At 35.6% G+C, this 12538-nt stretch carries 10 protein-coding genes; all 10 read right to left on the bottom strand.

Annotated features, from left to right (window positions below; genetic code table 11):
- Position 1 precedes the first annotated feature (1 nt).
- Positions 2–544, bottom strand: coding sequence for a DUF3780 domain-containing protein (locus tag AC4PGZ_RS07020; protein WP_492157923.1), 543 nt, complete (start codon positions 542–544; stop codon positions 2–4).
- Complete coding sequence (locus AC4PGZ_RS07025; protein ID WP_492157924.1) at positions 541–3657, bottom strand: DUF499 family protein; 3117 nt, start codon at positions 3655–3657, stop codon at positions 541–543. Before AC4PGZ_RS07025 ends, AC4PGZ_RS07020 begins: the two co-directional genes overlap by 4 nt.
- A 320-nt stretch (positions 3658–3977) precedes the next feature.
- On the bottom strand, positions 3978–4181 hold the full coding sequence (locus AC4PGZ_RS07030; protein ID WP_492157925.1) for a hypothetical protein: 204 nt from the start codon (positions 4179–4181) through the stop codon (positions 3978–3980).
- Positions 4182–4356: 175 nt separating this feature from the next.
- Positions 4357–4845 (bottom strand): GNAT family N-acetyltransferase, encoded by a 489-nt coding sequence (locus AC4PGZ_RS07035; RefSeq protein WP_492157926.1) that lies wholly within the window; start codon positions 4843–4845, stop codon positions 4357–4359.
- Positions 4842–5198: a DUF5412 domain-containing protein gene (locus tag AC4PGZ_RS07040; protein ID WP_492157927.1), complete on the bottom strand. Its 357-nt coding sequence runs from the start codon at positions 5196–5198 to the stop codon at positions 4842–4844. Before AC4PGZ_RS07040 ends, AC4PGZ_RS07035 begins: the two co-directional genes overlap by 4 nt.
- Before the next feature lie 19 nt (positions 5199–5217).
- Complete coding sequence (locus tag AC4PGZ_RS07045) at positions 5218–5904, bottom strand: hypothetical protein (RefSeq protein ID WP_492157928.1); 687 nt, start codon at positions 5902–5904, stop codon at positions 5218–5220.
- A 236-nt stretch (positions 5905–6140) separates the two neighbouring features.
- Entirely contained in the window at positions 6141–7313 is a 1173-nt protein-coding gene (locus tag AC4PGZ_RS07050; protein WP_492157929.1) for a Wadjet anti-phage system protein JetD domain-containing protein, read from the bottom strand.
- Positions 7310–10516: an ATP-binding protein gene (locus tag AC4PGZ_RS07055; protein ID WP_492157930.1), complete on the bottom strand. Its 3207-nt coding sequence runs from the start codon at positions 10514–10516 to the stop codon at positions 7310–7312. Before AC4PGZ_RS07055 ends, AC4PGZ_RS07050 begins: the two co-directional genes overlap by 4 nt.
- Entirely contained in the window at positions 10488–11120 is a 633-nt protein-coding gene (locus AC4PGZ_RS07060; RefSeq protein WP_492157931.1) for a DUF4194 domain-containing protein, read from the bottom strand. Before AC4PGZ_RS07060 ends, AC4PGZ_RS07055 begins: the two co-directional genes overlap by 29 nt.
- Positions 11117–12526 carry a Wadjet anti-phage system protein JetA family protein gene (locus AC4PGZ_RS07065; RefSeq protein ID WP_492157932.1) on the bottom strand — a complete coding sequence of 470 codons (1410 nt, stop codon included), beginning with the start codon at positions 12524–12526 and terminating at the stop codon, positions 11117–11119. The genes AC4PGZ_RS07060 and AC4PGZ_RS07065 overlap by 4 nt, the downstream gene beginning before the upstream one ends.
- Positions 12527–12538 lie beyond the last annotated feature (12 nt).

Below are 12538 nucleotides of genomic sequence, written 5' to 3' on the forward strand. Positions count from 1 at the left end.
TTTATTCTCCTCCCATCAAATCTTTAAATAGAGATATTTGATTTGACTCGTCTACCGGATTTTCACAAAGAGCATATCTCAATGCCATTCGCCATCCACGCTTATCATTTATCTTTCCTGTGCTTGCATTTGTCATGGTATATAACCACCATCGCTCTTCTGGCTGTAGCCCTTTCCAATTACGAATAGCCGTAGGTATTCCTGATGGATCATTATTCTCTATCCCCCAAAGTAATACCATAAGTTCTTTTCCTAAGAGTTTTTCAATAGGTATTTCTCCAACCACAAATCTTCCAGCTGGTTTTTTTTCTAATTTCAATCTCGAATTAAATTCTGCCGCAACATCCTTTGACACCTTAGACCACTTGTGTCTTGATATTCTCAATTTAAGAACATCCTTTTTATTTATTTTTTGTTCCCCTACGTCCCAATGAAAACGTTCATAAACCTCTACTTCCGCCATAGCATCTTTGGGCACTACAACATAGAAGTGGTTTTCGCTTTCTGATGGGTCGTAGCCGAAACCAAAGTATTGTTTACTCATTGTATAATTTCTCCATCCTTTGCAAGCTGATTCATATCTAATTTGTTCATATCAGTCCACTGCGTAAACAGCTCTCCTGTCAGGAATGTTAGTTCCTTATATCCAAAGTTTACAATTACCTCCGCATCTTTGAAGCTTGTTTCTCTTACTAAGTCAATAAGCGTTTGCAGATCGCCTGCCCAATATGGAACACTTGTATTAAACTCAATATAATTATCGTTATTTGATTTCTTATATATTTCAGCTGTTGCGCCTTTAATCAACACCCCATCGAGCTTTGAAAGCAGTTCAAGTTCTTTGTAACTAGATTCAGTATCTCCCATCTCTTTTTTTCTTTTATAACGATAGGCTAAAGGCTTTGTTTTATCAACTATTCTACCTTTATTCGAAGTTCCGCTTTTTGATACTGGAATACTCTTTTCTTCTAACACATTTCCTTTATACAAAACCGCTACACGCACAAATTTGCTATCCTCTGCAACTACAAATTCACCATTATATATACCGCCATTTTCTTTTGGTTCACTGCCGTCAGTAGTATATTTAATCTCATAATTTGGATTTGTGACAAGAGTCATTACTTCACCATTTGGTGTAGCTCTTTGACCATATTTAACTGGAACGCTACCTGTAAATTCGAAAATTTCTCCTGTTTTTCTTTCACCCGTTGAATCAATACAAACAAAACGAATTGAAGGCTCATTTGTAATTAATATCTGATCCACAACTTCTTTTGATGCAGATGTAGGATCACTACCAATATCATAGAATACCTTCCCACCGATTCCTTTTACTTTTAATGTAAACTCGTAAGTTTTCTCATCATAACTAGTCTGTTCCACAAAGACAGAAGTGGGATCTTTTTCAAATGGTCCTTTCACAAGATAACCATTTACTTCTCTCCACTTATCTTTCTTTAGACAATCCGACTTTAGACTTTCTAACTGATCCGGATGATACCACTGCCAAGCAGTTGTAGTTGCTGCACGTTCTTTAATCTGAGAGTATGGTAGTTCCTTAATTGTAAAGAGGCGTGCTTCGCATTTTTTGCGTAAATTTTCTATAAACTGATCTTCTTTCGAGAACGGTTCATATTTAGCATTATCAGACAAACAAGCAATTATTTGTTCTTCTCCATTAAACTTATTCTCTTTAAATTCAAGTTTAAATTCCGCAAGTTCAAACCCATTTTTTGTAGGATAATAAAGTGCTACAAAAGTCTCTCTAATCGTTGAAAATAAAGCTTGAAGTGCTTTATCTAGCTGCGCTTCGGCTTCTTTATACTGTTGATCTGAAGCAGGAACTCCTTCGTTCTTCATATTATCAACAATCTGTTGAATCGCTTTAAGCTTTTTAGAATTCGCATATAGCTTTTCCATCATATTTCGCTGTCCCGAAAGAAACATTACTCTATTTTTCATAGATATGCTATCATGAAATTTCTTGAGTTCTGGGTGTAATTCACTTCCTGGATATGGCTCAAAAACAACCAATGAAATCTTGTTTTGGTCAAGATCTATTTCATCTATCGCTGGAAGAACATACAACATCTCATAACAAATCTTCATTTTTGGTGTGAAGTTCTGTTCTAAAATTTTCTTTAATTCTTTTTTTGCATTTTCATTGGTGTAGCTATCAACTAAAGTATTCATTTCAGCTACCATATTTTTTGTGTTTTGAAAATACAATCGCCCGCGGTTATCTTGTTTCATATACCAGCAGAGCGCTTTTAATTCTTCTAGACTAGATTTAATTTCGTTTATATCAGTATTCGGCGCGCTTAAAAATCCAAATATCTCTGATTCCGTAATTCCGAGCAAACCATGACTTGCTGTAGAAAGCGAAGATACTAAAAGTAGTTTTGCAATATCTTGTGCGACACCATTATTTTCTGGTCTTTCAATATCAATGACTTCTGCTATAGCTATACCATCTTGTGCAATATCATGGTTAATTGCTTCCTCAAGTGATGGTTTAATTTGTCGAATATGACTTAGCATTTTTTGATTATTTAAATCAAAATCAAATACATTTATTAGGTAGTTCTCTTTCGCCATCCCATTTTCATAAAACTGACGGACTATTTGCCTCATCAATTTGATCAAGCCTCGAGTTTGTTGGAAATTTTGATTTTCTTTAAAACGAGCATATAGATCTTTAATAGAAGGATGAAATGGATAAGAATCTACAATACCCTTATATACACTTTCTGGTGTATAGTTCGTAAACCCAAGTTTTTTGCTTTTATCTACGCTATTTTTATAAGCGATAGCAACCTCATTAACATTCTGAGAATATTCAAATCCACTAGAATCCTCAAAAAGGCGCTTTTTAAGAATAGAATAAATTTCATCGCTGTTTAGCGCTACTGGAGTTACCTCAATTGCAATTCTATTCGCCTCTGCTTCTAATTCCCTAAAACTTGATTGTAACAATTCACTGCCAGACTCATATGCTGCTTTTAAATCTGAGAATACCAAACACACATTTGCGAGTTGTTCTTTGCCTAATGCCGTAAAAAGATTCGATAAAGCAGCCATAGTTACTTTGCTTAGGTCGGAATTGCCGACCATAATTGACTTAGCGTTTTCCAAATAAGGAGGGAGCTCATCTATCAAAATAAGTGTTTTTTGGCCTTTTAATAGTTCAATCCATGATTTTTCACCCGGTGCTTTTAAAGGTGAGTAATAATCTTTAAAAAACTCTTTTTTACCTAGTTGTTCTGCGATACTACCCCAAATACCGAAATCTGCGTTTTCTCTTCCCGAAAATGCAACTACTTTAATTTCCCCTATGTCAGAAAAATTTTTCCCAAGTATCTTTTCTCTAATTTCAGTATTTTTAGCAAGCAAAGCTAAGGCTAACATACTATGAGTCTTACCACCACCCATGGCTTGTGTCAACTTTATAACTCCAGTATCAGATTCTCCTTTGAATCTAGAAAAAGCCGTATCAAATAGTACGGTCATTCCCTGTGTCTTGAAGTTTTCCCCGAAAAATTTATTTGCATCTATATTACCTTCTGCAAAATCGGATAAATTAAGGACATCCTCCCTTGCAGTATCCGAAAAAACATTTTCTCTTGGCTTAAGCATCTCAAAAATAGTATTCATATTTCAAAATTCCTTTCTTTTGAATTATTATTCATTTTACTTATCCTTTTGCTTAATAATTACGTTGTACACGTTTTCATTACCCAATCATGTTTTTTGCAAGCATAAATTCCTCACCTGGTGGTGCGGATATTTTTTGGGACAGCAAACACAATAAAATGGATAGTGAGCGTTTTTTTAATTTTTTTTTTACTTTTATTCTGGCTAATTTGATAAAAGCCAGTCTTCTTAATTATAACCTATTTAACTTTTAATTGCATTCTCTATTTGCTAGTCAAAAAACTTAGAAACGACTCACAACTTATATCACCGCTCATATTTTATATCCCAAAATGAATCACATACAAATTTTGTTGCTGAGCCTGCTTCAATAATTCTCGAAGTTCTCTAAGCTGATCAAAACCATCAATCACATCAATTACCGAACCTAACGAAGCTGGAGGAATAAGAGTTATTCCACAGTATGCGAGTCCTTTTCCAGTTATGTCGATTGTATGCCAGTACATATCAACTTCAAGGAGCATGTTGGCAAACACTTCAACAAAGTCGTCATCGATGGATATGCCATCATATTTTTCCGGGACATATTCATCATACCTTCAACCCGCTTTCGGTAGCTCTTTCATGATTCCAAATTCATGCATTGCCATCTCATTACCTCCAATTTACAGAGTTGTATTGCAAGTTGTGCCATTCTTTTCAGGATTTAACCATCTTATAATTTACCAGTGTTATTCCATCTCTTATGATTCTGTTTTCTGCTTCAACTGTGTATCCTTGTTTTTCAAAAAATGACCTTGCAGTAATTGATGCATATGTTTCAAAACTCAATATACCGGTTTCTTTTGCACATCTTTCTAATTCGTCTACCAGAGCTGCAGCAATCCCTCTTCGCTGAAAATCCTTGTGAACATATAGCCTGTCCAAGTAGCCGGCACTATCCATATCTGCGAATCCTAAGATTTCTCCGTTAATTTCTGCAATAAAGGTATTGTGATTCAAGAAAGAAAGATTCCAGGCTTCCAAATCTACGCTTTCCTTCGCCCATACATTCAGCTGTTCTTTTGTGTAATCCATGGCATTTATCGTATGCACCGTATCATAAAAGAGTTTTGCCATAGCAGCACAATCAACCGGCTTATATTTTCTTATTGTTATAACACCGTCTTCAAGTCTAAATTCGTTCATTGCTTTCTCCTGTAATCAAATATCTCATCCGGAACGTCCAACTGGACTCCATTAATCATAACTGTATCATAATCCAGCCATTCAACTGATGAGTTTTCAACTCTGTATTTCCAGTAGATATTCTTTGGCTTCTTATTCTCAGTATTAAAGTTAAGTTCTCCTCTTATCGCATAGGAAGTAGTTGCTCCTCCATCTGTACGATATGATTTCAGGGTATATGTACCACCGGATGACTGCACCTCAGATATCAATTCTCCAGTCGGAAGTCTGCTCATATCATAGAAAGCCCAATAGATGGCATAACCTGCTAATGCTATTGTAATCATTGCTGTAATAATTGCTTTTTTCTTCATGGCATTATTTCCTTTCTGCCTATAAGCCATGTTTTATAATCTTAACGGTCTCTTCACCATTATATAATTCATACTCCATGTCTTCCTGATACCACCTGGAATCAAATAATTGACTCATCTCATGATTATTATTTGATTTAATTGTGATCTCTTCTTGAACATTATAAATACCTCTATTACCATGTGTGTAGTAATCGTTGTATAAATCATAAAATTCGCTCCCGGTATAAGCACTTATGCTTTCAGGCAAATATACTCTTATTTTGAATTTATTTTCTTTTCTGCTGTAATCTTTCAATTTTAAATTAATGCTTATTACCATTTCATCATTAGTTGAATTTATACTCATATTGGATTCTTTAATATCTACGGCTTTAAGTCCGTCCCCTTTTATCGAATGATAATTCGTTCTGCTGAAATCCAAGGCCCCATTCATTGCCGGGACAAAGATTAATACAACAGCAATGAATATAAGCAGCTTGCTCTTACCTGCAAATCTTTCAAGTTTAAACAGGCCTTTCATTCCAACTATGAACAGTGCCAATGGCACTATCCCCGAAAGGTAAATAACACTATTTTCCCATATGATGGGCGGTATGAGGTATTGAACAATCGAATAGGAATCATGCGGAAGCCTGTAAGTTAATAATACCGTTATGAATATAATCCCTGAATATTTAAGTAGTTTTCTGTTTTCTTTGCTCAATGCTCTGCCTCCTATCTAAAATCACCTAATACAAGTGTTCCAAATGCAAACCATGACTTATTTATGTCTTCTTTATCTTCATTATAATTTTTCACTTTGTTAACTATATAGTACCATATCCCTTGAGTATTATCTCAAATAAAAAAAGATATATGCCTGTTCCAAAGACTTATATCTTTCATTTGAAACCTTCTAAAGCTGAATTTTTAAGAATGGATATCCATGCACTAGTACTTTCAAAATCGAATTGCTTCCTGCTCAAGTTTGCAGTCATTCTTCAGCATGTACTCAATTACTTCATCAAAATCATTACCCTTAAGCCGTTTTAGCCTTAACTTATCATTTTCCGTGAGACTCTTTGAGTAATTTCGATACTGACTTAGAGTATCCAGATCCATTTTATACGGTTTGAAATTCACTCCTGTTAATTTTCTAAGATGCTCAAGTATATAAAATCCCCCTGCATCAATATCACCAAAATGATAATATTCCATATCTGGATTCTGCAAGTATATTTTTTTGATGAAATCCCTTCTGATGCGATTATGGAATCCACCTAAATATATTAGAAACACATCCTTTTTTTCAGCCATATGAAAACTTGTTAAGTTTTCAACGGTCACTACCATTTTCCCTGTGATTTCAATACTTTCTATGTCTTCAAGCATGGAAGATGAAATAGCTATATCACCCTTCAACAGGTCTAGATCGATTCGTTGACCGGATAATACAATGGCTCCTGCACCCTTGAAGTTAACATACGTCGGATTCTTTACTATGTTTAAGTTCTCCAGCACCTGATCCTTTTCCGGAAAGTCACCATACTCATAAAGTAAATTGACAATTTTAGGGCTTATTTGGTCAAGCAACTTGGAATCCTTAAATACCCTGACTGAAAAATCTCTGACAAAGGTTTCTGACTCAACCTTTAGCAAATTATCAACTGCAACGAGAATACTTTTAAATTCCCGCAGATCGTCATTGAAAAACTGTATTGATTTGTTCGCTCTTATCCTTTCAATCTGGGCTTCACAGAATCTTTTTAGAATTTCGTTCTTATCCATATATTCAGCAAGAAGAATCATTACTGCATTGTTGATATCCCGCTTCTGCGTTCTCCCTATATACTGATAAACCTGACTGATATTATTTATATTCAGAGAAACTTCATTACACACATTAGCCTTGCTGATTTTTGCTAAAATCAGATCTTTTCTCACTAATACATCTATTGATTCATTGACCGCCTGAAACAATTCATAGTTGGAATGATCGTCATATTTCGGGAACAGCGACACAATCTTAACGAAAAACCTTTGATTTATCTTATTATCGCCATTAAAGCTTTTGCTCTTCTCATACTTATCCAATAGCGTATTCAGAATGGTTCTTTCATATTTATTTATCATAAATCGTACTCCTCTATGATGCTGTTAGTGCCCTCACGCATAGCCATCAATATGGTATCTACCTTTTCACCAATCACTTCAAGCTTCGATGGCGGCGTGGCAAGGATAATCTGGAAATTCTGGCTGTTCAGAAAATCCATCATGGAACTGATTCTATTGTCATCCATTTTATCAAATGCCTCATCAAACATGATTATCCTGATAGTATCTCCCAATTTATAAAGCTGAACAAAGGATGCTGCAATAGCTACGTAATATGGAGTCTGCGTCTCTCCACCACTTTTTTCACCATATATCTTGGAAAAGCGCTGAACTTTCCCGTCTGTTTTTTCAACAATTATGTCATAATCCAGATAGTTGCGATAATCTGTATACTCTAAGAGGACTTTTTCGCCTTTATCGTCATAGGCTGTCAGCTTAGAGAACAAATCATCCATTTCTTCTTTATATTCATCCTCAAAGGACTGGGACCACAAATTTAAACCCATCTCATTCTTCTTAGATGTGATCATCTGATATATGCTTTCTTTTTTCTTGTTCGGTGTCAATTCAAATTTATAAGTGTCTTCTCCGTAATAAATATCTTTAAGTGCTGAATTGAGGTTTTTAAATTCCAACTTAGCGTTCTCAATATTTTCATTTAGTCTTGCCAGAAAAGACTCCCTGAACTCCATGTGGCAATTCTCCTTGGCTCTTTCCAAATCTTCTTCATATTTTATAATTTCGGAAGCTACGAGCTTGTGATGTTCATTTATATAATCCTGAATCTGCTCGTAACCTGATCCCAAATCGCAGTCATTTTTATTGCAGAATTTTGCCTGAAGCTTGATAAGATCGGCAACTAGTTCATTTTTCTTGTTCTCTAAGCCTACCATCATAGGCGAAAAGTTTTGAACAATTGTCGCTGCTGTCTTCAGCTTGATCTGCTCTTGGAATTTATTCAGACCTAAGTCGGCGACCTCAGCATATCTGTCGCATGATTCTCTGAAGCGGTTTTCCAATGAAGAATGCAGCCTCAGCATCTCATCCAACTGCTTCATATTGTTGTCTATTTGAGCTTTCAAACTTCCAATAAGTTTGTTAGTATTATCATAATCATCCTGTAACTTCTTGACCTGCTTGCTACACTCATCGATCTGCATTTTAATCTCGATATAGCTCGGATCGCTTTCCGCCTTTTTTAGTTCTATTTTTTCTTTTATAATCAACTCGTCTGTATCTTTTAATCTCTGAGGTGCTTCAATATTTTCCTCAATCACATCCATATTAAATACTTTAAGCTTTTCAATAATCTCCTGGAGCCTATTCAGATTTTTCTGTGCTGCTGTGATGTCTGCATTTACTATTTCTAGTTCGGCCTGCTTATTTTTCAGTTGAACTTCGAAAGCACAGGCACCAATATACGGTGTTTGATAAACTCTTTCATCTATTTTTCTGACTGCAAAATTCTGATAAAGCATGCAATCAGGTGTTATTGCCACCTTGTGATCCCTCAGACTATACACATCCTCACAACGGATAACCCGATTGAGAAGATAGACAGCATAAGCTTTTGCCCAACGGTTTTCACTTTTTATGACGTATGCAAGGGAATCCATGTCCGAATCAATCTTGATGTCAAGTTTGTTTGTATTCACCATACCGACCGTATGTACTTCCTTTTTTACTCTATTGTAGACATCAAGGGCAACCTTGTAATGCTGCGGTTCCACAATAATATAGAACCTCTGAGTATTGAGGTAGCCTTCTACTGCGTTTTGCCATCTCGGGTCTACAATTTCTAAAAGATCGGAAAATATCCTTGGCTCGCTTCTTATTCCCATGTTCAGGAACTCTTTTTCAATTGCTGTCATTAGCTTTACAGTATTATCTGGGTAGGTTAATTTTTTGTTTTTGAGGTTTTGAATCCCCAAAGTTAACTTTATCTTCTGATCTTTGTATTTTTCTAAGAGATCATTTTGTCTGACTTTATCAGAACTATATTTCTCAAGCAAACTAATCAGTTCTTTTTTAAGTTTATATATATGCTCTGATTTTGATATAGCATCATGCTCTGCCAATCCAAGCGACATCAGCTCAGATTTGGATATGATATATATTTCAAATTGTTTGAGTGATGTTAACGCCTCTGACGTTATATTTAGCATTGAAGTAAGCTTATTCACAGATTTCTGGACATTTTCTTTGTCCTTATTTAACATTTCAATCCTATGATTTGTATCTTTTATCAACTGTACCGTTTCGTTCTGTCCAAGAGAAAGCATCAGGCTTGTCTGAAGATCTCTTTCGTTTTTAAGACTCGTATCCAACAGTTCAAGCTTGCTTTGCTCGCTTTGAAACTGTTGATTTAATAACTTATCATTTTTTTCATTATCCTCAATATCAAGCTTCTTTGCTTCAATATCCGCTTTCCTTATCATTATATCATTGGTCTTAATTTCACGATCTTTTGCAAGAATTTCATCATTTTTTGAAAGTATCGTTTTTAAATCATTAATTTTTTCTTTTGTGGTTATCATCAAATCTTCCAGTTCTTTTAAGGATGCAATATTATGCCGAAGAGTCTCAACTTCGATTGCCTTCTCAGAGAGAATGAATCTGTTTATGAACTCTTTAACATTGTCCATTGGCTTGAAAGCCAGTGATTTAGGTATCATATCAAAAAACCGGTCTTCCAGATTTCCAAGCCTCTGTCCAAACCTCGCCTTGGCTTCTGATGTCTGGGAAATCAAATTTATCTTTTTGTCATTTCTGCGGAATTCCTCAGATGTGGATGGTCTCCCCCCAATCAGAAAGCTCAGCTCCTCCAATCGGCACTCTTCTCGGAACCATTTTATTATTAGCTTGCTTTCTTCATCCGGCGAGTCAATTTTCACACCGAGTGTAAAGTATCTTGCCGCCTTTTCCTCATAAAACTCAAGAGCAACGTAAGTGATAACACTTCCATTACGTATATAAGCATTGTCCTCGTTTCCAGTTTTGCATCTAACGTAACCTTTTAAATCACGGCTGCTTTTTTCATTCGCTGCCGTATTAAATTTCCTGTGATTTGTTGTCAAAACAAGCTGAATTGCGTCAAGGACTGTAGATTTCCCCGCCGTATTTTCTCCGCTGATGAGAAATGAGCCGTTAACGCTGATGGTTTCATTCACAAAATAATGCCAGTTGATAAGCCTAATCCGGGTTAATGTCTTCATCGTCATTTGACTCACCTCCCATTGCATATTGATTGAGCTTCTGATTGATTGCATCATAGATTATATTGAGATTATCATTGTGTATTGCAAATAAAACTGAAGGGTAAATTTTTATCCTTGCATCAGACATGGTAACATCCCTGTCAATAATTGTGACAATATTGTAGCGTTTGAACAGTCGGACAGCTTCCCTAAGAGTTGTCTTGTCCAAGTTCAATTTGGCTTCGATTTTGAGCATATTGTACTTTTGATGTATCTCGTCAGTCAGAACTACTACATCGTCAGTCAGACTCAATTCCTTACGCTTTTCTATGTACAGAAGTCTCAGAATCAAAAGGATAATGCTTTCAATCTTCTTCAACCTTAATCTTCCAGTGCCGTTTAAATTTGTCAGAGCAACAACCCCATGGTTTTCATTGATCTCAATTTTATAGCCAAGCAAATCGAAGTATTCAACAAACAGGTCTTTGTTTTGAAGTATGAAGATGTAGTCATTTCTTGTATCTTCCTTTTTCTTGACAACAAAGCAACTGTTAAGTAGCTTGTTGGCAGCCGTTCTAAACTTCTCTTTCTGAACCTGGCTTTCCTTGAAAACTTCCATCTCCATCATTCACACCTTTCTATCAGAAAATCACGAAATCGAAAATTATTTACCGCTATATTCTTATCTAGCGGAGAGGTCTTATAAATCGACTTTTTGTCCCGCCCATAAAGGCTGATAAAAATCACTTTTATAAAATCTCTATTTGATTCCAGTGGTAAAGTTGAAGCCCGGACTGATTTCTTATCCTTAAGCATTTCATCAATATATGTATTGATATTCTTGCGAGAAAACCGGTTCCTGCTTCGCTCCTGCATAGTGAACTTGCGTAGCGCTCTTTCTTCCTCGGATATTCCCAGATTATCACTTAAGACTTCTGGAAGGGACATCTTCTTTGATATAGGCACCACATATAAAGAATCACTGTCAATAAATCCTTGAGGGAATATGCTAAATATCTCAAGGATTTCATCATCAAGCTCATCATTCAGATTGAGAGAGTCAGCAGCATTGAACTCATCCGACAGGTATTTCAGAATTTTTGATATCTTCCCCTCAGCATTGTTCGTATTCGTCAATAAAAACTTTGCCCTTGCGATAGCACTGCCCATATATTTTGAATGCTTATAGTCAATCTCTGAAATAATGTCATCATAATTTCTGAATGCAGATATAATACTGAGCATTTTGCATCTGAACGAATCCTGTGCCTCTGCCTGATCTACAATTTGTTCGATTTCCATATAGCCTTGCAATGCACGTTTGCAAACCTGCTCATCATTTAAAATGTAATATAATTTTTCAATGATTGCAAATCTAAAATGGGAGATGTTGTCGCTAGTCTTAATGCGATTATAGGCTTTTGATCCAATATCCTTATGGTACACAAAGAAGTCCTGCAGAATCTCTCTAGATGATTTTTCATTCGTAATCGCATCAATATGCTTTTTTATATTAGTGTTAAGCTTCTTGAGTCCTACCATAAGTTCTTCCGTGTTTTCAACAACTCGTTTGACTATATATTCATATGGCTTGGCATAGCCATCTTGATTCATTAGAGTTGCATGAATCTGGGAAACAAGACTCTGATACTCCATTTCTTCATTTTTAATAATCTTATTAAATGATTCTATCATTGTTGCAGCATAATCAAAAAGGTTGATCTTTACCTTAAAATCATTGTCCAGTTCATACTCAATCCAACCACTATCCTTCAACCTTCGGAGGATTGCATTTGCTTTTGTTCGTGAATCTCGTGCGACTTCATTGTCGTCCTCGTCAAACACCATTTCTGAACCAGGCTCACTATCAAAATACTGTTCAAGTTCTGCAATAATGATTTCCTTATCAACACCAAAAGATAACTCAGTTTTGTAAGTATTGTAAATGAGCCTTAAACATTCAATATATGTTGTTTTATATTTGCTTGTTAATGGTTTGAAAAAATCCTCTGGTACAATTTGAAAAAGGTTCACTTGCCTCACCAC

Source organism: Proteocatella sp. QWL-06 (genome assembly GCF_058684135.1).

Coding starts and splice junctions, on each gene's coding strand:
- AC4PGZ_RS07020 (WP_492157923.1), bottom strand. CDS start 544: ATGAGTAAACAATACTTTGGTTTCGGCTACGACCCATCAGAAAGCGAA.
- AC4PGZ_RS07025 (WP_492157924.1), bottom strand. CDS start 3,657: ATGAATACTATTTTTGAGATGCTTAAGCCAAGAGAAAATGTTTTTTCG.
- AC4PGZ_RS07030 (WP_492157925.1), bottom strand. CDS start 4,181: ATGCTCCTTGAAGTTGATATGTACTGGCATACAATCGACATAACTGGA.
- AC4PGZ_RS07035 (WP_492157926.1), bottom strand. CDS start 4,845: ATGAACGAATTTAGACTTGAAGACGGTGTTATAACAATAAGAAAATAT.
- AC4PGZ_RS07040 (WP_492157927.1), bottom strand. CDS start 5,198: ATGAAGAAAAAAGCAATTATTACAGCAATGATTACAATAGCATTAGCA.
- AC4PGZ_RS07050 (WP_492157929.1), bottom strand. CDS start 7,313: ATGATAAATAAATATGAAAGAACCATTCTGAATACGCTATTGGATAAG.
- AC4PGZ_RS07055 (WP_492157930.1), bottom strand. CDS start 10,516: ATGACGATGAAGACATTAACCCGGATTAGGCTTATCAACTGGCATTAT.
- AC4PGZ_RS07060 (WP_492157931.1), bottom strand. CDS start 11,120: ATGATGGAGATGGAAGTTTTCAAGGAAAGCCAGGTTCAGAAAGAGAAG.